This is a genomic window from Microvirga pakistanensis, assembly GCF_004458765.1.
GTDB classification, from domain to species: Bacteria; Pseudomonadota; Alphaproteobacteria; order Rhizobiales; family Beijerinckiaceae; genus Microvirga; species Microvirga pakistanensis.
In genome coordinates this window covers 414,703-435,394 of record NZ_SPJX01000187.1, presented here as the reverse complement: position 1 = coordinate 435,394, position 20,692 = coordinate 414,703, and the positions used below count along the sequence as shown (strand labels likewise).

The 20,692-nt window shown below is 63.9% G+C and carries 24 protein-coding genes, 1 tRNA gene and 1 pseudogene; 9 read left to right on the top strand and 17 right to left on the bottom strand.

The genetic code is table 11. The annotated features are described in order from the left end of the window. Positions 1–166 precede the first annotated feature (166 nt). The 5 genes from E4K09_RS13800 to E4K09_RS13780 form a co-directional block, all read right to left on the bottom strand. Positions 167–700, bottom strand: a complete 534-nt coding sequence (locus E4K09_RS13800) for an SRPBCC family protein (RefSeq protein ID WP_134497904.1) — start codon at positions 698–700, stop codon at positions 167–169. After that, on the bottom strand, positions 697–1,062 hold the full coding sequence (locus tag E4K09_RS13795) for an ArsR/SmtB family transcription factor (RefSeq protein ID WP_134497902.1): 366 nt from the start codon (positions 1,060–1,062) through the stop codon (positions 697–699). The genes E4K09_RS13800 and E4K09_RS13795 overlap by 4 nt, the downstream gene beginning before the upstream one ends. Positions 1,063–1,121: 59 nt before the next feature. Next, a complete protein-coding gene (locus tag E4K09_RS13790; RefSeq protein ID WP_134497900.1) occupies positions 1,122–1,343 on the bottom strand; it encodes a SlyX family protein in 222 nt (73 codons plus the stop codon). Further along, on the bottom strand, positions 1,336–2,094 hold the full coding sequence (gene trhO / locus E4K09_RS13785; RefSeq protein WP_134497898.1) for an oxygen-dependent tRNA uridine(34) hydroxylase TrhO: 759 nt from the start codon (positions 2,092–2,094) through the stop codon (positions 1,336–1,338). Before trhO ends, E4K09_RS13790 begins: the two co-directional genes overlap by 8 nt. 103 nt (positions 2,095–2,197) lie before the next feature. Beyond that, a complete protein-coding gene (locus E4K09_RS13780; RefSeq protein WP_134497896.1) occupies positions 2,198–3,658 on the bottom strand; it encodes an amidase in 1,461 nt (486 codons plus the stop codon). A gap of 278 nt (positions 3,659–3,936) precedes the next feature. Between E4K09_RS13780 and E4K09_RS13775 the strand changes: the two genes are divergently transcribed. The 3 genes from E4K09_RS13775 to E4K09_RS13765 all read left to right on the top strand — a co-directional run bounded on the left by E4K09_RS13775 (position 3,937) and on the right by E4K09_RS13765 (position 5,733). Continuing rightward, positions 3,937–4,671: a Crp/Fnr family transcriptional regulator gene (locus E4K09_RS13775; RefSeq protein WP_134497893.1), complete on the top strand. Its 735-nt coding sequence runs from the start codon at positions 3,937–3,939 to the stop codon at positions 4,669–4,671. A 174-nt stretch (positions 4,672–4,845) separates the two neighbouring features. Further along, a complete protein-coding gene (locus E4K09_RS13770; RefSeq protein ID WP_134497891.1) occupies positions 4,846–5,127 on the top strand; it encodes a hypothetical protein in 282 nt (93 codons plus the stop codon). A gap of 168 nt (positions 5,128–5,295) precedes the next feature. After that, complete coding sequence (locus E4K09_RS13765) at positions 5,296–5,733, top strand: hypothetical protein (RefSeq protein WP_134497889.1); 438 nt, start codon at positions 5,296–5,298, stop codon at positions 5,731–5,733. A gap of 62 nt (positions 5,734–5,795) precedes the next feature. On the opposite strand, the gene E4K09_RS13760 is transcribed toward E4K09_RS13765, so the two are convergent. Beyond that, the gene (locus E4K09_RS13760; protein WP_134497887.1) at positions 5,796–6,233 is read right to left on the bottom strand and encodes an Lrp/AsnC family transcriptional regulator; all 438 of its coding nucleotides are present in this window, start codon (positions 6,231–6,233) and stop codon (positions 5,796–5,798) included. Positions 6,234–6,357: 124 nt separating this feature from the next. Here E4K09_RS13760 and rocF point away from each other — a divergent pair, with 124 nt between their 5' ends. Both rocF and E4K09_RS13750 read left to right on the top strand, forming a co-directional pair. After that, positions 6,358–7,332: an arginase gene (gene rocF, locus E4K09_RS13755; RefSeq protein ID WP_134497885.1), complete on the top strand. Its 975-nt coding sequence runs from the start codon at positions 6,358–6,360 to the stop codon at positions 7,330–7,332. Further along, positions 7,329–8,384 carry an ornithine cyclodeaminase gene (locus E4K09_RS13750; RefSeq protein WP_134497883.1) on the top strand — a complete coding sequence of 352 codons (1,056 nt, stop codon included), beginning with the start codon at positions 7,329–7,331 and terminating at the stop codon, positions 8,382–8,384. Before rocF ends, E4K09_RS13750 begins: the two co-directional genes overlap by 4 nt. 42 nt (positions 8,385–8,426) lie before the next feature. Here the strand turns inward: E4K09_RS13750 and E4K09_RS13745 are convergent, their stop codons facing one another. The 8 genes and pseudogenes from E4K09_RS13745 to E4K09_RS13710 form a co-directional block, all read right to left on the bottom strand. Continuing rightward, positions 8,427–9,665 carry an NAD(P)/FAD-dependent oxidoreductase gene (locus E4K09_RS13745; RefSeq protein WP_134497881.1) on the bottom strand — a complete coding sequence of 413 codons (1,239 nt, stop codon included), beginning with the start codon at positions 9,663–9,665 and terminating at the stop codon, positions 8,427–8,429. A gap of 93 nt (positions 9,666–9,758) precedes the next feature. Next, positions 9,759–10,466 (bottom strand): annotated as a pseudogene (locus tag E4K09_RS13740) (ABC transporter permease); the annotation flags it as partial. 1 nt (position 10,467) lies between these two features. Next, positions 10,468–11,181 (bottom strand): ABC transporter permease, encoded by a 714-nt coding sequence (locus E4K09_RS13735; protein WP_134497877.1) that lies wholly within the window; start codon positions 11,179–11,181, stop codon positions 10,468–10,470. 99 nt (positions 11,182–11,280) lie between these two features. Then, positions 11,281–12,042 (bottom strand): ABC transporter substrate-binding protein, encoded by a 762-nt coding sequence (locus tag E4K09_RS13730; protein WP_134497875.1) that lies wholly within the window; start codon positions 12,040–12,042, stop codon positions 11,281–11,283. 50 nt (positions 12,043–12,092) lie between these two features. Then, positions 12,093–12,956: a MurR/RpiR family transcriptional regulator gene (locus E4K09_RS13725; protein ID WP_134497873.1), complete on the bottom strand. Its 864-nt coding sequence runs from the start codon at positions 12,954–12,956 to the stop codon at positions 12,093–12,095. Between the two features lie 261 nt (positions 12,957–13,217). Continuing rightward, positions 13,218–13,511, bottom strand: coding sequence for a 30S ribosomal protein S21 (gene rpsU, locus E4K09_RS13720; protein ID WP_244610481.1), 294 nt, complete (start codon positions 13,509–13,511; stop codon positions 13,218–13,220). 80 nt (positions 13,512–13,591) lie between these two features. Beyond that, positions 13,592–13,786: a hypothetical protein gene (locus tag E4K09_RS13715; RefSeq protein ID WP_134497871.1), complete on the bottom strand. Its 195-nt coding sequence runs from the start codon at positions 13,784–13,786 to the stop codon at positions 13,592–13,594. A gap of 170 nt (positions 13,787–13,956) precedes the next feature. Then, the gene (locus E4K09_RS13710; protein ID WP_116528134.1) at positions 13,957–14,166 is read right to left on the bottom strand and encodes a cold-shock protein; all 210 of its coding nucleotides are present in this window, start codon (positions 14,164–14,166) and stop codon (positions 13,957–13,959) included. Between the two features lie 511 nt (positions 14,167–14,677). Here E4K09_RS13710 and E4K09_RS13705 point away from each other — a divergent pair. Then, a complete protein-coding gene (locus E4K09_RS13705) occupies positions 14,678–14,860 on the top strand; it encodes a hypothetical protein (protein WP_134497869.1) in 183 nt (60 codons plus the stop codon). 98 nt (positions 14,861–14,958) lie between these two features. Here the strand turns inward: E4K09_RS13705 and E4K09_RS13700 are convergent. Next, positions 14,959–15,049 (bottom strand) — tRNA-Ser (locus E4K09_RS13700). A 176-nt stretch (positions 15,050–15,225) separates the two neighbouring features. Here E4K09_RS13700 and E4K09_RS13695 point away from each other — a divergent pair. Continuing rightward, positions 15,226–15,579, top strand: a complete 354-nt coding sequence (locus E4K09_RS13695; RefSeq protein ID WP_342211349.1) for a RidA family protein — start codon at positions 15,226–15,228, stop codon at positions 15,577–15,579. Positions 15,580–15,600: 21 nt separating this feature from the next. Here the strand turns inward: E4K09_RS13695 and E4K09_RS13690 are convergent, their stop codons facing one another. Both E4K09_RS13690 and E4K09_RS13685 read right to left on the bottom strand, forming a co-directional pair. Next, positions 15,601–16,401, bottom strand: a complete 801-nt coding sequence (locus E4K09_RS13690; RefSeq protein WP_134497867.1) for a glycosyltransferase family 2 protein — start codon at positions 16,399–16,401, stop codon at positions 15,601–15,603. A gap of 208 nt (positions 16,402–16,609) precedes the next feature. Continuing rightward, positions 16,610–17,452 carry an endonuclease/exonuclease/phosphatase family protein gene (locus E4K09_RS13685; RefSeq protein ID WP_193557283.1) on the bottom strand — a complete coding sequence of 281 codons (843 nt, stop codon included), beginning with the start codon at positions 17,450–17,452 and terminating at the stop codon, positions 16,610–16,612. A gap of 220 nt (positions 17,453–17,672) precedes the next feature. On the opposite strand from E4K09_RS13685, the gene E4K09_RS13680 reads away from it, so the two are divergent. Beyond that, complete coding sequence (locus E4K09_RS13680) at positions 17,673–20,204, top strand: heavy metal translocating P-type ATPase (protein ID WP_134497865.1); 2,532 nt, start codon at positions 17,673–17,675, stop codon at positions 20,202–20,204. Then, the gene (gene cueR, locus E4K09_RS13675; protein WP_134497863.1) at positions 20,201–20,647 is read left to right on the top strand and encodes a Cu(I)-responsive transcriptional regulator; all 447 of its coding nucleotides are present in this window, start codon (positions 20,201–20,203) and stop codon (positions 20,645–20,647) included. Before E4K09_RS13680 ends, cueR begins: the two co-directional genes overlap by 4 nt. The last annotated feature ends 45 nt before the right edge of the window (positions 20,648–20,692 follow it).

Here is a 20,692-nt window from a genome sequence, read left to right as displayed (position 1 = left end):
CCACAAGCGGAGCCTCTCCGGGCCTCCGCGGTCGGAAATTTGGTTGAACAAGCTTTACGGTTCAAGAGGGGGATGTAAAAAATTTTGGCACTTGGAGGAACCAAGTGCCAAGCTGGTCTGTAAGAGCTCTTGTCCTGAGCAGTTCGCCTGCACCCTTGCCGGTCTCTCAGGCCGGGATCCGCCGGTCATATTCCCCCTTCAGGCGCTCCCAGCCCTTCCAGAACGATTTTGGCTGCTGGCCCGCTGCGATCGTCGCCAGGACGTCGAGATGCATATGCCACCCGGCGCTGACATTCAGCATGGTTCCACGATCAGGCAGGCGTCGGTGGATCACGGTGAGAAGAACCTTTTCACCCTGCGGCTCCAACTCGAAGGAAACGCCGCCTGTGTTCCCCCAAGCGATGGCGAGCTTGTAAGGCGGATCGAGCTCCGTGATCTGGCTCTGCATCCGATGCTCCTCGGGGAAGCCCGGAGGACGTGGCTCAGGCGGATCGGTCAGCTCTCCGTTTCGCCACACCAATTCGAAAGGTGCCCCGACCTTCATGTCCATATGTCCCGACGCCAGCCATTTCCGGCGCAATTCGCTTTCCGTGAGATAGGCCCAGATACGCTCCACCGGGCCAGGCAGCAGGCGTTGGATCGTCAACGTGGCAGGCTCGGCCAGCACGCCATAAGAATCGAGGCTCGCAAGATCGGTCATTGGCTCTCTCCTGTTGAGGTTGGGTCTTTGGCGGCCTCCTCTTCGAGGAGAAGCCTCTCCAGCGCGTCCAGACGATCGGTCCAGAAACGTTCGTAAAAGCGCAGCCACTCATGGGCATCGGCGAGCGGTCCAGGGTCGAGGCGGCATAGATGGGTCCGTCCTCGCACCTCGCGGCGGATCAGTCCGGCATTCTCCAACGCCTTGATGTGCTTCGAGGCCGCCGCGAGCGAAATCGAAAAAGGCTCTGCAAGCTGGCTGACAGTCCGCTCTCCGTTGGCCAATTCGCGGAGCATGCGCCGCCTCGTCGCGTCGCCGAGTGCATGAAAGACTGTGTCCAACCGGGATGCATGTAATTCAACCATGAGGTTGAATATATGCGCGAAGCATCAGATAGTCAACCGAATGGTTGAATAATTGGATCTCAATAATGCGGCGGCGGGGGTTCCGGCGTTCGCGGGCCTGCACCGCTATCCTCGACCTCCTGGACCCGGTCGAGAAGCTTGTTGAGCTGGCGCTTCAGGGCATCGATCTTCTTCCATTGATCGATGACGGTCTGGTTGAGGTCCTCGATCACCTGATCCTGGTAGGCGACACGCACCTCCAGGGCTTCGAGGCGAGACTCGACGGATTGAGCGTCACTCATCGGCCAACAGGCTCCTGTCCTCCGGGCGTTCGACGAGGCCATGGCCGAGGGACACGCGCTCGTCGAACACGAAGCACCCACCGTTCCAGCGGCTCTCGGTCTCCGGCACCTCCTCCAGGTATTTCAGGATACCGCCCTTCAGGTGGTAGACCTCCTCGAAGCCCTGGCCCAGCATGTAGGCGCTGGCCTTCTCGCAGCGGATTCCGCCGGTGCAGAACATCGCGACCCGCTTGTGCTTGGCGGGGTCGAGCTCGTTGCGCACAAAGTCCTTGAACGCGCTGAACGTCTTGATGCGCGGATCCACGGCTCCCGCGAAGGTGCCCATCTCGACCTCGAAATCGTTGCGGGTGTCGAGCAGGACGATGTCGGGGCTCTCGATGAGCGTGTTCCAATCGGCTGGCGAGACGTAAATCCCGACCTGTCTCGTCGGGTCTGCCTGCGGATCGCCCAGGGTCACGATCTCCTTCTTCAGCCGCACCTTCATGCGCTTGAACGGCATCTCCGAGGCGGCGGAGAACTTGAGTTCCAGATTGTCGAGGCGGCCCTGGAAAAGGCGCCCCTCGCGCAGCTCGCCCAGGAGCGCGTCGATCCCCTCCTCCGTTCCGGCCACGGTGCCGTTGATCCCCTCCTGTGCGAGCAGAAGCGTGCCCTTGATCCCGAGATCGGTGCAGAGGGCATGGAGCGGATCGCGGATCTCCCGGAAATCGGGCAGGGAAACGAACTGGTAGAGAGCGGCAACTTTGTACGTCATGGCGGCTGTTTACCAGCAGGCGGCCTTGCAGAAAACCCGCCGCATCGATCCTCGGTGTCGCTCTCTCCGGGACGGCGATGACGCTAGGGAATGCCACTCTCCCCTACGGCCTGGGCCATAGCCGCTTGTCGGGGCACATCTCCTCCCAGGCGCGCGAGAGCCTGAGCACGCCGAGATCGTCGAACCGGCGGCCGATGATCTGCAGGCCGATCGGCAGGCCCGTTGCGGTGAAGCCCGCGTTGACCGAGGCGGCAGGCTGGTCGGACATGTTGAAGGCGACCGTGTAGCCGATATGCTCAAACGGCCTCTCGGGGTCGTGGATCGGGGATGCGAGCTCCGCCTCGTAGGCCACGTTGGGGGCCACCGGCGAGAGCACGAAGTCGAAACGGTGCGTCGCGGCAACCGCCGCGTGGCGCATCACCATCATCTGGTTCATGCCCGCATAGACCCGGGCGCCGGTCAGGGCCTTCCCGCCCTCGGCCCATGTGAGGATGTAGGGCAGCACCCTGGCACGCTCCTCGTCACGCAGGGAAGCCATGTCCATCCAGGCGCGCTGACGCCAGAAATCGTCGAGGCCGTCGAGCATTTCGCGGGTGATGAAGGGCTTCACCTCCTCGACGGTCGCCCCCGCATCGGCGAAGGCCCCTGCCGCCCTCTGCACGGCCGCGCGCACTTCGGGATCGAGGTCCAGGCCGACGCCCGCTTCCATCATCAGGCCGATCTTGAGCGTCCCGACGTCGATATCGAGATCAAGCCAAGGGAGCTCCTGATACGGCAGGCTCATGGGATCGCGCATGTCTGGCCTTGTGAGGCTCTTCATCATCAGCGCGGCGTCGCGCACATTGCGCGTCATCGGCCCCGCCACGCGCCCGTAATAGGTCGGATCGATGGGAATGCGCCCGAAGCTGGGCTTGAGGCCGAACACGCCGCACCAGGATGCCGGCAGCCGGATGGAGCCGCCGATATCCGTGCCGATGTGAAAGGGTCCGTAGCCCACCGCCGCCGCGGCTCCCGCGCCGGCCGAGCTGCCTCCCGGATTCTTGGTGAGATCCCACGGATTGCGGGCGAGCGGATGGAAGCTCGAAAGCCCGGATGAGAGCATGCCGTAATCGGGCATCGTGGTCTTGGCGAGAATGACGACCCCATCTTCACGAAGGCGCGCGGCCGGAGGCGCATCCTCCGCCGCAGGCGTCAGCGGACGGGCGGCGGTCCCGAGGGGAACGGGCGTGCCCTTGGTCGCGATGTTTTCCTTGATCGTCGCGGGAATCCCGTCGAGGGCCCTTGCCTCGCCCTTGAGCCAGCGCATCTCGGAGTCCCGCGCGGCCTTCAGCGCCCCGTCGGGGTCGTAGGCGTAGAGGGCCTGGAGGCGTGGCTCGTAGGCTTCGATGCGCGCGATCACGGCTTTCATGACATCGAGGGGGGACAGAGTCCTGCCGGCATAGGCCTCGAGCAGATCGCCCGCCGACCAATCGGCGAGATCCGCAGGCGGCGGAGAGGAGATGCGTGCGTTCACGTGACTGGCCTTGAAGCAGCGTGGAATCGGTCGATCCTCATGCTGCGCCATCCCTTCTCCTGCGTAAATCGGAAGAGCTCCAAAGCCCATCCGCACCGTGCCCGCACCGCTCCGCCGCGATGGACGGAGCGGTACTTCTTTTGAGGCCGCACTTGCACCCGGTAAGATGAAAACTTCCTTCACGGCAGCGTGTTTATCCCCATGCAGAGGCAAGAATGCCTGTTTACAAGAGCAGATCGGTCGATTGACCACCTGAAGTTGCACAAGCATCTTGTCGTAGACCCGCTCGATCCTCGGATCAGGCGCCATACAGATCGGTACGACTTCACATGCTGAATGGTTGTAGCGGGATCATCCATCGTAAGAACCGGCTCCTGGCGGCTTTGGAGCCTGAAGACTTCGAGGTCCTCAAGCCTTACCTCGAACTCGTGGATCTTTCGAAGGGCAAGGTCGTCTACGACATCGGCGAAGTGATGTGGCATACTTATTTTCCGCACAACGCCATTGTCTCCCTGGCCACCGTCCTCGAGGACGGCGGGACGGTGGAAATGGCCTTGTTCGGTCGGGAAGGCATGTTCGGCTATGTCAGCACCCTCGTGACGCGCCAGTCGTTCGGGCGTTACGTCGCGCAGCTCTCCGGCACAGCCTCCCGGATCCCTGTGGATCGCCTGAAAGAGGCTGTTCGTGAGCACCCCCGGATCAGGGAGGTGGTGTTCAGGTTCACGGAAGCACTGCTGGCGCAGACGCTGCAGACCGTTGCCTGCAACGCCGTCCACAGCGTGGAGGCTCGCTGCTGCCGCTGGATCTTGAGCATGCGCGACCGCGTCGATTCCGATGCACTTCCTCTCACCCATGAAACATTGGCCGAAATGCTGGGCGTGCAGCGCTCGACCGTCAGCAGCGTGACACGTGCTTTGCAGGTTGCCGATCTAATCCAGCAGGGCCGAGGCACCATTACGATCATGGACCGTGCCGGGCTCGAGGACATGTCATGCGAATGCTATCGCAAAATTCGCAGGAGCTTCGAACGCCTGCTCCCCGGCACCTATGACTACAAGGCCTGACCGGCGTCCGTTGGTGCGTCGGTTGCTCGTTGCGATTAACCACGGCGCGCTTCTCATCCATCCGAGAAAGGGAGAAGCAAAACTTTTTCCAGCTTTGTCGGATACCCAACAGACGGATTAATCCGAGCTTAGTAATGTCGAAGCTGTTACCGCAAAGTTAACGTGAGGCGGCGCATGAAGGATACGAAAACTGGTAACAATATATCATATAGCAAGCAATATCAGCCCAGAATGTACTCTCCGACTGATAAACCTTTACTCCAATCACTCCTCGCGACCTTAGCCGATATCGACTTCGAGTATGAACAAGCCAGAGACAAGGTCAGCAAGAATTCGCCCGATCTGAATTTGAGAATCCGGGTTCTCGAAAAGCTGAAGGCGCAGCATCAGGAGCGGCGGATGCCTTATATCCAACAATTGGCTATTTTGCAGGAGCGTCTGATTCCGCGGGGATAACCAACGCGCATCACAGAACTTGCGCGGTACACTGATCGATCCAGAGTCACGCAATCGAACTTAAAAAATCGAAGCGACTCTTCGGGGCCCATAAATCACATGCATCAGATCACGGTCCATCACCGCAGGATCTGAGCGTCACTCCGACCTCTTCGAGGGAATGAGCCGATGACCGAAGAAGAAATCGAAATCGTCGCAGAAGAGCTTGCAAAAATTGGTGGGGTCTCCTGGTATCCGGGCCGCGAGCAAGGAACCCTAATGAGAGTTGTCACGGATCGCTATCGCGACCGGGCGCGCATCGCGATCGAGGCTCTCGATCGTTACCGGGCCGGCCAGAAGGCCTCGGTTCTTCAGGATAATGGCCACCGCGAGCCCTACACACCAGGCCAGTCCCTTCGCGCGATCTCCCAGGAAATCAAGCCCGGCAGCACAGTGGTGTACCGCCCACCGGGAGACCGGCGGGCCTATCCCTGCCGGGTCGTCGAAATCGAGGGCAGCCGCGCCTACCTCGCCCCCATTCTCAGATCCTGCACGGCCTGGGTCTCGATCGAGCACCTCACCCCTCAGGCCGACGTTCAGTCGCTTACGGCCGGCGACAAGAGCTGAACGCCTTCCGAGCCCCGGCATGGGGTCGCGTTCACGCCGGGACGCGGCCTCTTAGGCGCTGATCACAGGCGGGCACGGGTGCTGCGCGGGGTCGCCAGGAGCAGATTGGTCTCCGAGGCGATGACCCCCGGGATCAGCCGGACGCGCCTCAAGATGCCGTCGAAATCGGACAGGTTGGCCGCGCCGAGCTCGACCACGAGATCCCATTTTCCATTCGTGGTGTGAATGGCGCTGACCTCAGGGAAGCCCCCGAGAGCATCCACGACGCGGTCGGCCGCGCGGCCCTCCACCTCGATCAGCATGATGCCCCGCACCGGCAGTGAGACAGCATCCGCGCGCAGGATCACGGTGTAGCCGACGATATCTCCGGAACGCTCCAGACGCTCCATGCGCGAACGCACCGTCGCGCGGGACACGCCGAGTTCGAGAGCGAGATCCGAAACGCTGCGCCGGCCATTGTGACGCAGGAGCGTGATGAGGCGCTGATCGAGGTCGTCCATGGCCACCACTTTGGGAAAGGAAGCTTTCCAAAGTGCTCAGGCAAGTTTCTCGATTTGTCAAACTGCCCTGTTCAGATCGCCAAGCTCTTCCCCTAGCTTGGCTCATAACCTGTGGAGAGAGCGAATGATGCAAAAGCCCTGCATTCTGATCGGGGTGCCTGTTCAGGAAGGCGCCGGCCGGCTCGGCTGCGACATGGGGCCGAGCGCCTTTCGCACGGCCGGCCTCGCGACCGAGCTGCGCCGCCTGGGCTACACGGTGGAAGACCGGGGCAATGTGGTGCCGGCGCCCCTGCGTGAGCTGCGTCATGCCAATGCGAGCATCAAGGCGCTCGCGGAAACGGTCGCCTGGACGGAGGCCATCGCCGACGCGGCCTACACGACCAGCCGCGAAGGCGTCCCGATCTTTCTCGGCGGCGATCACAGCCTCTCGGCCGGTTCGATCACGGGCCTCGCCCGCCGCGCCGCCGAGGAAGGCCGCGAGTTCTTCGTCCTGTGGCTGGATTCCCATCCGGACTTCCACACCCTTGAGACGACCACGAGCGGCAACCTGCATGGCGTTCCCATGGCCTATGCCACGGGCCGCCAGGGCTTCGAAGGCTATTTCCCGAAACTCCACGCTCCGTTGAAGCCCGAGAATGTCTGCATGATGGGCATTCGCAGCGTCGATCCCGCCGAACGTGCGGCGCTTGCGACCACGGGCATCACGATCCACGACATGCGCGCCATTGACGAGAACGGCGTGGCCCCTCTGCTGGACGCCTTCCTGAAGCGTGTCGCCATGGCCGACGGCATTCTCCACGTGAGCCTGGACGTGGACTTCCTCGACCCTGGCATCGCGCCGGGGGTCGGCACGACCGTGCCGGGCGGCGCCACCTTCCGCGAGGCGCACCTCATCATGGAGATGCTGCACGACAGCGGCCTCGTGAGAAGTCTCGATCTCGTCGAGCTCAATCCCTTCCTGGACGAGCGCGGCCGCACGGCCCTGCTCATGGTCGACCTCGCCTCGAGCCTCATGGGCCGCCGGGTGCTCGACCGTCCGACCCAAAGCTATCGCCATACGCCCCAAATGAATCCCTACGCTCAAGCGAATCCCTCATGATCCCGAAGTTGAACATCGTTCCTTTCGTCAGCGTCGATCACATGATGAAGCTCGTCCTCGCCATCGGCGTGGAACGTTTCCTGTCCGAGCTGTCGGACTTCATCGAAGCGGATTTCCGCCGCTGGGAATCCTTCGACAAGACCCCGCGGGTCGCCTCCCACAGCCGCGAGGGCGTGATCGAACTCATGCCCACCAGCGACGGCGAAGTCTACGGGTTCAAGTACGTGAACGGCCACCCGAAGAACACCCGCGAGGGACGCCAGACGGTGACGGCCTTCGGCGTCCTGGCCGATGTGGGCACGGGCTATCCCGTGCTGCTGACCGAAATGACGATCCTGACCGCCCTGCGCACGGCGGCGACCTCGGCGGTCGCCGCCAAATATCTCGCGCCGCAGAACGCACGCACCATGGCGATCATCGGCAACGGCGCGCAATCCGAATTTCAGGCCATCGCCTTCAAGGCTCTGCTCGGCATCGACCGCTTACGTCTCTACGACATCGACCGGTCGGCGAGCGCGAAATGCGTGCGCAACCTCGCAGGCTACGGCTTCGACATCACCGTGTGCGGCTCCATCGAGGAGGCCATGGAGGGGGCGGAGATCGTCACCACGGTGACGGCCGACAAGCAGAACGCCACGATTCTGACCGACAACATGGTCGGCTCCGGGCTGCACATCAACGCGGTCGGCGGCGATTGCCCGGGCAAGACGGAGCTTCACGCCGACATCCTGAAACGCTCGGACATCTTCGTCGAATATCCGCCGCAGACCCGCATCGAGGGGGAAATCCAGCAGCTCGCGCCGGATCATCCGGTCAAGGAACTGTGGCGCGTGATCGCCGGCCAGGAAACGGGCCGCGCGAGCGAGCGGCAGATCACCCTGTTCGACTCCGTGGGCTTTGCCATCGAGGATTTCTCGGCCCTGCGCTACGTGAAACGCCAAATCGAGGAAACCGGCCTCTACGAGGAGCTCGACCTGCTGGCGGACCCGGACGAGCCGCGCGATCTCTTCGGCATGCTGCTTCGCGCGGCCGCCACGCCGCACGCGGCTTAAGGCGGAGAAAAGGGCCCACTCGCCACGATCGGGCCCTTTCCGTCAGAACCGGTCGGCTCGATAGGGCGTGGGATCGCAGAACGGCGCCTCACCGGTCATCATCTCCGCGAGCAGGCGGCCCGAGACGGGTCCGAGGGTCAGCCCGTGATGGGCATGGCCGAAGCAGAACCACAGCCCTGCGTGGCGCGGCGCGGCGCCGATCACGGGCCGCATATCGGGCAGGCACGGCCTGCGCCCGAGCCACGGTGTCGGCTCCACTCGTTCGCCCAGGGGAAACAGGTCCCGGGCGAGGGCCTCGGCCTGATCGAGCTGACCGTAATCCTCTGGGGCGTCGAAGTCTGCCAGCTCCACGCCGGTCGTCAGCCGGATGCCCTTGGTCATCGGCGTGAGCACATACCCGCCCTCGAAATCGAGCACCGGCTGGTTCAGGCGCGCGCCATCCCTTGCGCCGTAATGCATATGGTAGCCGCGCTTGACCGCCAGCGGGATGCGGTAGCCCAGCGGCTTGAAGATCCCGTCGGACCAGGGGCCGAGGGCCACGACGGCCTGGCCGGCCGTGACCGGCCCTTCGTGCGTGGTCACAACCCAGTCGCGGCCGCTCTGGGAGAGGGTCCGGGCATCGCCCGAAGCAAAGCGCCCGCCCCCTTGCGTGAAGAGCCTCGCATATCCTTTCGTGAGCGCCTCGGGATCCGACACCGTCGTGGGGTCGCGCCAATGGATGGCGCCGACGGGCGTATTCCCGAGATGGGGCTCGCGACGCTTGAGTTCCTCGGGATCGAGCACATCGAAGCGAAGACCGTAAGGCGCGACGTCCTTGGCGGCGGCCAGAGCCTTCCGCTGTCCCTCCACGGTACGGAACGTCTCGATCCAGCCGCTGCGGCGCAGAAGATGCGACACGCCGGCCTTCTCGATGAGCCCGTCGTGTTCCGTCACGCAGCGCTCGATGAGCGGCAGCATGGCGTTGGTGGCTTCGAGAAGACGCTCCGGCGAGGAGTGCCGCCAATACTGGAACAGCCACGAGCCGATCCTCGGCAGATGCGAGACGCGATAGCGCACCTCCGGCGAGCGGTTCAGGCCGTAGCGGAGGAGAGCCGAGACCTGGCGCGGCATGGCATAGGGAATGACGCTGGCCCTCTCGATAAGTCCGGCATTGCCGGAGCTCGTTTCCTCGCCGGGCGAACGGCGGTCCACGAGACAGACGGAGCGGCCACGCGATTGCAGGTGGAGCGCGGCGGAGACGCCGACGATCCCGGCGCCGAGCACGATGACGTCATAACGCATGATGGGCGATCTTTACTGTGCGTTGGGTTTGAGGGCGGTCTTCGTCACGCGGCTCAGCCCGTTCCGCTGCGCCGGTTGAGGCAGGTCCCCTGCCCTCAGATGACGGGTCAACCGTCTTTCGAGCACCGCCCACAGCCGCCTGATGCACTCGACGATGAGGAGGTAGAGCACGGCCGCCCACAGATAGAGCTCGAAATCGTACGAGCGCGAGAAGGCGAGCTTGGTCACGCCCATGAGGTCGTAGATCGTGACGAGAGACGCGATGGCGCTGGCCTTGATCATGAGGATCAATTCGTTCCCGAGCGGCCGCAGGCAGACGATCATCGCCTGGGGGAAGATGACCTTCGCGAAGGTGACGGCCCTGTGCATCCCGAGCGCCGCCGCAGCCTCCCGCTGCCCTCGCGGGACCGACCGGATGGCTCCCCGGAAGATCTCGGCCTGATAGGCCGCCGTGTTCAGCGTGAAGGCGAGCAAGGCGCAGGACCAGGCCTCGCGAAAGAACCACCAGAGCCCGAGATCCGTCCAGAACGCGCGCAGCGATCCGAGGCCGTAATAGAGAAGGAACAGCTGCGCGAGCAGCGGCGAGCCGCGGAAGAAATAGATGTAGGCGCCCGTAAGCCACCGGAGCGGGCCCTTGTCCGACAGGCGCGCGAGTGCCAGCAGCAGCCCGAGAGCTCCGCCGAGCGTGAAGGAGATCGCCACGAGCTGGGCCGTGACGCCGATGCCTTCGAGAAAGCGCCAGCCATAGCGGTCCAGGAGATCGAGATCGATGACGAAGCCCAGAATATCGCGGAACGTCATTCTAGCCTCGCGCATGGCCGCGATTGGCGCGGCGCTCCAGGACCGTGAAGGCAAGCCCCGACCCGGCCGAGAGGAGCAGATAGATGACGCAGGCCGCGAGATAGAACACGATCGGCTGCTTCGTTGCGCCGACCGCGAGGTTCGTCTGACGCATCAGGTCGACCAGCGAGATGGTCGAAATCAGCGAGGTATCCTTCAGAAGCGTCAGCCAGTTGTTGGACAATCCCGGCAGAGCCGCTCTCATGAGCTGAGGGAAAACCACGAGCCGGAAGGTGAGCCACCTGGACAATCCGAGCGCGCTTCCCGCCTCGTACTGCCCTCGCGCGATGGTGTTGAGCGCACCGACCCAGACCTCGCTGGAGAAAGCCGCGAGAACCAGACCGAAGGCGACGACGCCAGCCAGAAAGGCATTGATCTGCAGCTGCCCCTCGTAGCCCATCGAGGCCATCAGGCGCTGGATGAGGATCTGCCCGCCGTAATAGACGATGAGCAGCGTAAGCAGCTCCGGCAACCCACGAAACACCGTCGTGAACACGGTCGCGGCGGCGCGCGCACGCGGGCTGCGGGAGCGTGCCATCAGGGCGACGACGAGGCCGAGAAAAATGCCGACGGGCAACGTGGCGAGGGCAAGCGTCAAGGTCACGAGGGTGCCTGCCGCGAGCGCAGCTCCCCAGCCGCCATCGGAGAAGGAAAGAAGGGAAAGAACATCCTGCAATGACGTGACCTCTGCGCAGGGCCCGAGGGAGGCGCCGGCGGGTGAGTGCCGGCGCCTCCTGTCGCTTGAACAATATCCTTGGGCGATAGCCCGGCCGGCTTAGTAGATATCGAACTCGAAATACTTGCTTTGGATCTTCTTGTAGGTGCCGTCGGCGACGATGTCCTTGATCGCCTTGTTGAATCTCTCCTTCAGGTCCTTGTCCTCCTTGCGGATCGCGATGCCGGCCTCCGACATCGTCCCCTCGATGTCACCGAGCATCTTGCAGCAATCCTTTCCGGCGTTCTTGAGCCACTCGACCAGCACGAACTTGTCGGACACAACCGCGTCCAGACGTCCGTTCGCGAGATCGGCATTGGCCTCGTCCTGCGTCGGATAGAGCTTCGCCTCGGCCCCGGCCTTGCCGTAGACCTCCTCAGCATGGATGGCCTGCGTGGTGGACGACTGCGCGCCCACGCTCATGCCCTTCATGGAGGCGGTCGTGGTGTCCTTGATCTTCGAGTCCTTCGGAACGGCGACGGACAGCGGGGTGCGATAGTAGCGGTCGGTGAAGTCGATCTGCTTCTTGCGCTCCTCGGTGATCGTCATCGATGCGACGATGGCGTCGAACTTCTTGGCGAGCAGCGCGGGGATCATGCCGTCCCAATCCTGCGCGACGATGGTGCATTTCACCTGCATCTTCTCGCACAGCGCGTTCGTGATATCGATGTCGAAACCCTGGAGCTTGTTGTTGGAATCCATGGAGTTGAAGGGCGGATAGGCGCCTTCCGATGCGACGACGATCTCCTTCTTCTCCTGGGCCGACGTCAGGGACGTCATGGCCAGAACGCAGATTCCTGCGGCGAGAATTGCTTTGTACATTCTTGTACCCTCTGTTGCTTCGACCGTTCCGGTCCTCTCCACGTCCAACCTTACGGATGTTCCGTATAGCCGACGAATTCATGATAAAGCGCGGCCATCGTATTCAGCCGCTCCTCGACCTGCGGACCCATCTCATTGAATACCGCGTTCAGCAGCAAATGCACCAGGGAGAGCATCGGCGCCGTCGATTCCCAGAAGAGATTGAGATCCGTGGGAATGCGGAACACCTCGCTCGTGCAGTCATCCGCCCAGTCGCAGTAGGGATCCGTCACCAGGGTGACCGGGATACCGCGGCCATGCGCCTTCCTCGCCAGGAGCCTGGCCTGACGCGAATAGCGCCGGGCTTCGAAGATCACGAGAGCCGATCGGCCGTCTCCTTCGAGAAGGGCCTCGGCGAAATGTCCGGAGCCCGCATCAAGCAGATGCACGCCGTCGCGCAGGTATTGAAGATTGTGGACCAGCGAGGCCGCAAGCCCCCTCTCCGTCTGGAAGCCGGCGACATAGACCCGTGATGCCGTCGCCAGACGCCGGCTCACTTCGCGGAAGGCCGGCGATTGTGCGTATTCGTAGACCCTGACGAGAGCGGCGACCTCCAGATCGAAACTTTTCGTCAGTTCACCCAGATCCTGACGGCTGCGCCTGCGGAATTCCTTGAGCCTGTCGCCGATGAGCCAGGGGCTGCCTTCCAGATCCCGTCGCAGGTGGTCCTTGAGATCCTTGAGGTGCCGGTAGCCGATGGACCGGCAGAACCGTCCCACGGTCAGCTCGCTGACGCCGATCCTGTGGGCGATGGAGGCCGAGGTTTCAAAGGGGAGTTCGTTGAGATTCGCGAGCATGTAGCTCGCCACGGCCCGGCCGGATGCCGTCGCCGAATTCAGGCTGCCTTCCAGGCGCTGCTTCACATGCTGGCTCACGACATCCCTCCGCGGGGCCATTAAGACAGCTTCCTGACATAAAGGCAATCGCCGCTATATTTCTGTCATGGCGAGCCGGCAGAACGCATCCTGCCTGCTGGGCAATCATCGTGTATCTGGATTCAAAAAAGGATGCTTGGATCGAGCACGGCCGCGTCGGCCGATGGCGGCCTGCATGGACGCCCAAGAAGCGGGATCATGCCTGCCGGGAGGAGCGTTCCGGATCCCCGGAACGCCTTTAGGTCCACGCCGAGCGAAGGCTCAGCTGCCTTGGCCGGGCGCCATCGGGGCGCCTGGGCGCGCGCCGCGCCCGGGGCCTCGGGCGTCACGGGAGGGCCGCTTGGGGGCGGCGATCAAGCCTTCGCGGATCGCCTGCTTGCGGGCCAGCTTGCGGGCCCGGCGCACGGCTTCCGCCTTCTCGCGGGTTTTCCGCTCCGAAGGCTTCTCGTAGGCCTTCCGAGCCTTCATCTCGCGAAAAACACCTTCGCGCTGCATCTTCTTCTTGAGCACCCGAAGGGCTTGGTCGACGTTGTTGTCTCTGACTAGAACCTGCAAGGAATGTCCTCTCTTGGTCTGGGCATCTCATGCCCACCGCAGGGCATGGCGGTGGACGGCGGAATAGAACGTCAGGGCTTTCAGGCGCCGCGGATCTCGCTCTCCCGCACGGCTCTCTCGGTCATGCCCGACTTGATTCGGTATGACAGCTCGCCTGTTTGATCCGCAGGCATCAGCCGGACAACTTCGTAGACCATCGCGGAGCCCATGCGCGAGTCGACCGGGCCGGGTTGCTTGAGCCGGACCATCTGCTTGATTTTGAACTTGTGTGACATGGCATGATCTCTCGCGTGTTGCGGTCTCGGTGAACGTCGCGCCTAAAAGCGAGGAATGACGGCGACCCCAGGCGGGGCTCTCCATCCATCTCTAAAAGCAAAAAGCCGCTCCCGAAGGGCGGCTTTGGCGGGCGGCCTGGGTGAGCCCGCCGCCCGCGGGAGACGGCGCGTCAGGCCGTCTGGATGTTGTTGACCGCGACCTTGCCGGAGCGGCGGTCCTCGGCCGTGTCGAAGGACACCTTCTGGCCTTCGCGCAGGCCGCGGATGCCGGCGCGCTCAAGCGCGGTGGCGTGGACGAACACGTCCTTGTCGCCGTTGTCCGGCTGAATGAAGCCGAAGCCCTTCTGGTCGTTGTAGAACTTCACGGTGCCCGTGATCATGGCAGTCTTCCTTGGTTTGCGTCAGTGCACGTGAGCGTCGGCCCGCGCCAAAGCGCGCCCCTGCTCGGTTCGTCGATGTTTGGGAGAGTGTCTGAACGTGCGCCCGGCATGCCAAGGCGGTACGGCCCGATTGTCCGGCCAAATGTCGATTACGGTAAGGTAAACCTTCCATCAACCGATGACAAGGCCCGTTACGAAATAAATCGTGAGGCCATTTCGATCCGATCTTCTGCCGGGCCGTGCTCTTCTGAAAGAAATACGTTGATTAGTAACGATTTGCAGCGCCTTCACTTTCTGAGCCTGCATCTCTTTATTTCGAAAGTGCCCAATTTTTCCTTGTGCTGGCGCTCCCGATGCCCCATATGGGATCGACCCAACCGACATGTTCGGCCCTGCTCTCCCCAGCTCGCGATCGAGCTCTGAGCCTGCTCTCCGTTCCCATCGATGGTTACCTGCGGCCCGCACAAGCGGGCTTCACCCGTTGCGGCATGCCGCCGCTTCGGACACTGCAATGCCGCTCGGACGCCCCGATGCGGCCATAGGATTTTTAATGTCGACGTCTATCCAGAACCAAAATCAGAAGAAGAAATCTCAGCCACTGAAGGCCGCCTCCATCAAGGCCGCTCCCAAGCCCCAGCCGTCAGGTCTGACCAGGGAAGAGCTTCGCCAGATCGTTCTCGAAATGATCGGATAGCCGCTTTCGTCTCGGCCGCGCGCGGGATCGCAATCGGCCAGACTCAGGCCGCGGGTCAAACCGGGATCGACCTCAAGCTGCTGAAATCGTGTGGGAAATGGCGGAGACGGAGGGATTCGAACCCTCGATACCCTTTTGGGGTATGCTCATTTAGCAAACGAGTGCCTTCAGCCTCTCGGCCACGTCTCCGTTCGCGACCGGCAGGGTGTCGCAACCCCGCCTCGCAGGTGGCGCAATAGACGCGAACCATCGCCCTTCGTCAAGGCTAAAAAGTGTCCCGAGAGGGGGCAAAACCGATCATCGAACCTGGGCCGCTCCCCATGCCCATGGTAGGAGGCGGTACCGCGAATGGAAAGGAGCCTCCTGTGGCAGATATCAAGCGGATCGGCGTCGCCGCCCGTTACAGCGACCTCGTGATTTTCGGAAACACCGCCTACTTCTCCGGCTACGTGCCCGAGACCAGCCTGGGCGGGTCCGTGACGGAGCAGACGCGGGACGTGCTCGCGCAGATCGAGCAGTCCCTGATCGAGATCGGCAGCGACAAGTCCAAGCTCCTGCAGGCCACCATCTGGCTGACCGACATGGCGTCCTACGACGAGATGAATGCCGTCTGGGATGCCTGGGTCGCGCCGGGGCACCCGCCCGCCCGCGCCTGCGTGCAGGCGAAGCTCGCCGACCCGGATTATGCCCTCGAGATCCAGGTCACGGCTGCGTTGTGAGGCGACCGGCCACGAAGGCGCTCAGGCCTGTTCGGCGCTGTTCGCCTTCGTCTTCGCCTTCCCGTTCAGGCGCTTCTTCTCATAATGCTTCGCCAGGCGCAGATGGCGCCAGATGGCGTAGTTCATGGCGATGAGGAAGCCGTAGGTGCCCCGCAGGAAATGCAGGCGCCCGAAATAGGCTTTGATGAACGCCGCCGGAAACTCGAAGTAAACCCGCCAGGTGGGGATGGAGACCCCCCTCACCTCGAGATCCAGGGCGAGCTGGTCGGTATAGACATTGAGCTTCGCGATCTGGTCGCCGAGCGAGCGGATCGAGCGGTGATGAACGAGCCCTTTGAGCTTTCCGATCTTCGTCCCCGGCTTCAGGTCCACCCGGTCATGGACCAGGGACGGCGAGTACCGGCCCACGTCCCGGCGATAGAGCCGGACGGGGGCGAGGCGGTAGGCGAAGGGGTGCGGCGCGGCCTCGCCGGGATAGGTTTCCGCAATGCGGATGCCATAGGCCTGGCAGGAAGGCTCACCCTGAGCGAACAGAGCCCTGATCTCCTCCCGCAGAGCCGGCGAAAGCTCCTCGTCCGCATCGAGGTTGAGGAGCCATTCGTGGCGGCACTGATCCTCGCCGAAGCGCTTCTGCTGGCCGTAGCCGGGCCATGGGTTGAAGATCACCCGGGCGCCGAGCCCTTCCGCGATCGCCTGAGTGCCGTCGGTCGAGCCCGAATCGATCACGACCAGATCGTCCGTCAGCTCGCGAACGGCGCGAATGGTCGTTCCGATCCGATCGGCCTCGTTCTTGGCGATGATGAAGACGGACAATGGAAGCATGGCAACGGGTGCCTAGCCGCCCTCATGAAATAAGGCAAGAGGTACCAAGCCCTTAGCAGAACCCGCCTCCCCCGTGTTGCTTTTGGGCCGCTTGACCCTGCTCGTGCCTGCGCGGCCCGGATCGCATCGCTCTGGCGACAGGACGCCGTCCTGCTCGTGCCTGCGCGGCCCGGATCGCATCGCTCTGGCGACAGGACGCCGTGGCGCCTCAATTCGCCGATTTGCCGTGTCCCGACGGCAGAAGCTCGCCCGCAGGCGCCCCTCTGTGCCCGGAAGCGGAAGCCTTCGAAGACTGGCGCACGCGCAGCTCCGCCAGCAGCGGGAAATGATCGGACGCGACCCGGGTCAGAGGATTTCTCACCGGGGCGGCGTTCACCACATGGACCGACTTCGTCACGAACACGTGGTCGAGGCGCAGCACGGGTGCCCGCGTGTGGAAGGTCGGCTGCGGTTCTCCATGGGCGTTGGAAAGCTGCGCGTCTCGGAGGTGGTTGGCGATCATGCGGTAGGATCGGGAGTATGGCGGCGCGTTGAAGTCTCCAAGCAGGATCGCCGGATCGGCACAATCCTGATGGCCGATCCAGTCGGGTCCCACGAGCGCTGCCGCTTGCGTGCGGCGCTCGCCGGAACGGAGGGACAGGTGGGCATTGATGACGTTGACCGTCTGCCCGTCGATCTCGGTACGGACCCAGAGCGCGCTGCGCTTCTCGAAGGATGGCTTCGTGGACTGTGTCGGCAGGCGCCCGGACTTCACGAGAGAGGCAGGGTGCTTGGTCAGGATGGCGATGCCGTATTGCTCGCCCAGAATGCGGATGGTGGGCTGGAAATGGAGATCCATCCCGAGCCGGTCCGCCACGCCCGCGGCCTGGTCCATCTCCCCTGCCCTGGTACGGCCCACCCTCACCTCCTGGAGCGCCACGATATCAGGTTCGCACTCCGCGATGACCTCGGCGATGCGGGTCGGGGAGATCTTTCTGTCGGTGCCCAGCCAGCGGTGAACGTTATAGGTGAGGATCCGAAAGGGGCGTCCCTGATGATCGCTATGCTTCAAAGGTCGGTACCGGCTCGAACAAGGGTGACGATGAACATGCATGGCCGTCACGGGCATGCGGTGACGTTTCCATCCGCAGCCGCCTATGGCGCGAACGTGTCGGATCAATGGCACATCATCGGTCAGAGTTCCTGGAAAACGCAACCGTAAAGAACCTCTTGACCTTCCCATGATTGGAAGGATTACACCTGGGGTCCATAGTGTGGATCGGAGATTCAAGATGGCCGTCACCAGTCGCACCGCTGCGGCGGAGAGCTTCGACATTCCAGTCCAGGGCATGAGCTGCGCGTCCTGCGTCAGCCGGGTCGAGAAGGCCATCCGGTCCGTGGACGGGGTGACGGCCGCCAACGTGAACTTGGCGACCGAGCGGGCCCACGTCTCCTTCGCACCGGACAAGGCCGACCCGCTGGCGGTGGCCGAGGCGATCCGGACAGCCGGCTACGAGCCTGCGGAGAACCACGCGGAGCTTGCGATCCAGGGCATGACCTGCGCCTCCTGCGTGGCGCGGGTCGAAAAGGCCCTCAAGCGCGTGCCCGGCGTTCTCGACGCCCAAGTGAACCTCGCGACCGAGCGCGCTTCGGTGCGCTACCTCGGCGGGAGCGACGCTGTCGGCCGCTTGATCGAGGCCGTGGACGCCACGGGCTACGAGGCGGCGGAGATCCGCCAGGGTGATGACCGGACCGATCGCGAGCGCGCGGCCCGCGAGGCCGAGATTGCCGCGCTGAGGCGCTCGCTCGTGGCTGCCGCCATCCTGACCCTGCCGGTCTTCGTGATCGAGATGGGCTCCCATGTCATCGGCGCGATCCATGACTGGGTGATGAACACCCTCGGCCACCAGACCAGCTGGCACCTGCAATTCGCGTTGACGACGCTCGTCCTGTTCGGCCCCGGCCTTCGCTTTTTCCGCAAAGGCATTCCCGCGCTGCTGCGTCGGGCGCCCGACATGAACTCGCTCGTGGTGCTCGGCACGAGCGCGGCCTACGCCTATTCCGTGGTGGCAACCTTCCTGCCGCGTCTTCTGCCCGCCGGAATGGCCAACGTCTATTACGAGGCCGCCGCCGTGATCGTGACGCTGATCCTGCTCGGGCGCTTCCTCGAAGCGAAGGCGAAGGGACGCACCTCGGAGGCCATCAAGCGCCTGATCGGCCTCGCGCCGAAAACCGCCCGCGTAATCCGCAACGGCGAGGCCTCGGACATCCCGCTCGACCAGGTTCGGATCGGCGACACCGTGCAGGTCCGTCCCGGCGAGAAGGTGCCGGTCGACGGCGTGGTGGTCGACGGCTCCTCCTTCGTCGACGAGTCGATGATCACCGGCGAGCCCGTGCCCGTGCAGAAGCTCGAAGGCTCGGAGGTCGTGGGCGGCACGATCAACAAGACCGGCGGCTTCGCCTTCCGGGCGACGCGCGTCGGTGCCGATACGGTTCTGGCGCAGATCATCCGCATGGTCGAGCAGGCCCAAGGGTCGAAGCTGCCGATCCAAGCCCTGGTCGACAGGATCACCGCCTGGTTCGTGCCCGCCGTGATGGCGGCCGCGGCGCTGACCTTCGTGGTCTGGCTCATCTTCGGGCCGGAGCCTGCGGCAAGCTTCGCGCTCGTGAACGCGGTGGCCGTGCTCATCATCGCCTGCCCCTGCGCCATGGGTCTGGCCACCCCGACCTCGATCATGGTGGGCACGGGCCGCGCCGCCGAGATCGGCGTTCTCTTCCGCCAGGGAGAGGCGTTGCAGAGCCTGAAGGACATCGGCGTCGTCGCCCTCGACAAGACGGGCACGCTCACGAAAGGCCGCCCGGACCTGACGGATTTCGTGACCGCCCCCGGTTTTTCCGAAGCGGAAACCCTGAGGCTCGTTGCCGCCGTGGAGGCCCGCTCCGAGCACCCGATTGCGCAGGCTGTCGTCATGGCGGCGGAGCGCCGGGGTCTCGCCCTTCCGGCCCCCGACAGCTTCGAGGCCGTCCCCGGCTTCGGCGTCTCGGCGGTCGTCGAAGGGCGGCGGGTCGATGTGGGCGCCGATCGCTTCATGCGGAAGCTCGGGCTCGACGTTGCGGCCTTCTCCGACACGGCGGCCCGTCTCGCCCAGGAGGGCAAGAGCCCGCTTTATGCCGCCATCGACGGCACGCTCGCGGCCATCGCGGCCGTGGCCGACCCGATCAAGGACTCGACCCCGGAGGCCATCGCTGCCCTGCATGCCCTGGGGCTCAAGGTCGCCATGATCACGGGCGACAACCGCAAGACGGCCGCGGCCATCGCGCGGCGCATCGGCATCGACGAGGTCGTCGCGGAGGTGCTGCCCGACGGCAAGGTGGAGGTGGTGAAGCGCCTGCGCCAGGCCCATGGCCGCATCGCCTTCGTGGGCGACGGCATCAACGATGCGCCGGCCCTCGCCGAGGCCGATATCGGCATTGCGATCGGCACGGGCACCGATATCGCCATCGAGAGCGCGGATGTGGTGCTCATGTCCGGCGACGTGCGTGGCGTCGTGAACGCCATCGGCCTGTCGCAGGCGACGATTCGCAATATCGGGCAGAACCTGTTCTGGGCCTTCGCCTACAACGTGGTGCTGATTCCCGTGGCCGCCGGCGTGCTCTATCCCTTCGACGGCACCCTGCTCTCGCCCGTGGTCGCAGCGGCCGCCATGGCGCTCTCCAGCGTCTTCGTGGTCGGCAACGCGCTTCGCCTGCGCCGGTTCGAGGCTCCTCTCCAGGCGCGGCAGCCCGAGGCGGCCGCCGCTCAACCCGCAGAAGGTGTGGCATGAATATCGGACAAGCGGCTGCGGCCTCCGGCGTTTCCGCCAAGATGATCCGCTATTACGAGTCGATCGGCCTCATTCCGAAGACCGTGCGCACGGAATCGGGCTACCGGGTCTATTCGGACCATGACGTGCATACCCTGCGCTTCATCCGCCGCGCCCGCGATCTCGGCTTCTCGGTCGATCAGATCGCCGATCTCGTCTCGCTCTGGCGTGACCGCGAGCGCGCCAGCAAGGACGTGAAGGCGATCGCGCTCGATCATGTGAACGTGCTCGAGCGCAAGATCCGCGAGCTGCAGGAAATGGCCTCGACCCTGAAGCATCTCGCCGACCATTGCTGCGGGGATTCGCGCCCCCATTGCCCGATCCTGGAGGAACTGGCGAGCGAGGAGCCCTTGCCCGTTCATCCGAAACCTGACGCGCGGTTCGGCACCCTGCGCAAGACCTGAGAGACGAGGATCGAGCGCCGCATGGAGCGGCGGGTGCGACGCTTC

What these genes read in the sequence shown, in the direction of transcription:
- E4K09_RS13800 (WP_134497904.1), bottom strand. Translation starts at nt 700, where the DNA reads ATGACCGATCTTGCGAGCCTCGATTCTTATGGCGTGCTGGCCGAGCCT.
- E4K09_RS13795 (WP_134497902.1), bottom strand. Translation starts at nt 1,062, where the DNA reads ATGGTTGAATTACATGCATCCCGGTTGGACACAGTCTTTCATGCACTC.
- E4K09_RS13790 (WP_134497900.1), bottom strand. Translation starts at nt 1,343, where the DNA reads ATGAGTGACGCTCAATCCGTCGAGTCTCGCCTCGAAGCCCTGGAGGTG.
- trhO (WP_134497898.1), bottom strand. Translation starts at nt 2,094, where the DNA reads ATGACGTACAAAGTTGCCGCTCTCTACCAGTTCGTTTCCCTGCCCGAT.
- E4K09_RS13780 (WP_134497896.1), bottom strand. Translation starts at nt 3,658, where the DNA reads ATGGCGCAGCATGAGGATCGACCGATTCCACGCTGCTTCAAGGCCAGT.
- E4K09_RS13775 (WP_134497893.1), top strand. Translation starts at nt 3,937, where the DNA reads ATGCTGAATGGTTGTAGCGGGATCATCCATCGTAAGAACCGGCTCCTG.
- E4K09_RS13770 (WP_134497891.1), top strand. Translation starts at nt 4,846, where the DNA reads ATGAAGGATACGAAAACTGGTAACAATATATCATATAGCAAGCAATAT.
- E4K09_RS13765 (WP_134497889.1), top strand. Translation starts at nt 5,296, where the DNA reads ATGACCGAAGAAGAAATCGAAATCGTCGCAGAAGAGCTTGCAAAAATT.
- E4K09_RS13760 (WP_134497887.1), bottom strand. Translation starts at nt 6,233, where the DNA reads ATGGACGACCTCGATCAGCGCCTCATCACGCTCCTGCGTCACAATGGC.
- rocF (WP_134497885.1), top strand. Translation starts at nt 6,358, where the DNA reads ATGATGCAAAAGCCCTGCATTCTGATCGGGGTGCCTGTTCAGGAAGGC.
- E4K09_RS13750 (WP_134497883.1), top strand. Translation starts at nt 7,329, where the DNA reads ATGATCCCGAAGTTGAACATCGTTCCTTTCGTCAGCGTCGATCACATG.
- E4K09_RS13745 (WP_134497881.1), bottom strand. Translation starts at nt 9,665, where the DNA reads ATGCGTTATGACGTCATCGTGCTCGGCGCCGGGATCGTCGGCGTCTCC.
- E4K09_RS13730 (WP_134497875.1), bottom strand. Translation starts at nt 12,042, where the DNA reads ATGTACAAAGCAATTCTCGCCGCAGGAATCTGCGTTCTGGCCATGACG.
- E4K09_RS13715 (WP_134497871.1), bottom strand. Translation starts at nt 13,786, where the DNA reads ATGTCACACAAGTTCAAAATCAAGCAGATGGTCCGGCTCAAGCAACCC.
- E4K09_RS13710 (WP_116528134.1), bottom strand. Translation starts at nt 14,166, where the DNA reads ATGATCACGGGCACCGTGAAGTTCTACAACGACCAGAAGGGCTTCGGC.
- E4K09_RS13705 (WP_134497869.1), top strand. Translation starts at nt 14,678, where the DNA reads ATGCCGCTCGGACGCCCCGATGCGGCCATAGGATTTTTAATGTCGACG.
- E4K09_RS13690 (WP_134497867.1), bottom strand. Translation starts at nt 16,401, where the DNA reads ATGCTTCCATTGTCCGTCTTCATCATCGCCAAGAACGAGGCCGATCGG.
- E4K09_RS13680 (WP_134497865.1), top strand. Translation starts at nt 17,673, where the DNA reads ATGGCCGTCACCAGTCGCACCGCTGCGGCGGAGAGCTTCGACATTCCA.
- cueR (WP_134497863.1), top strand. Translation starts at nt 20,201, where the DNA reads ATGAATATCGGACAAGCGGCTGCGGCCTCCGGCGTTTCCGCCAAGATG.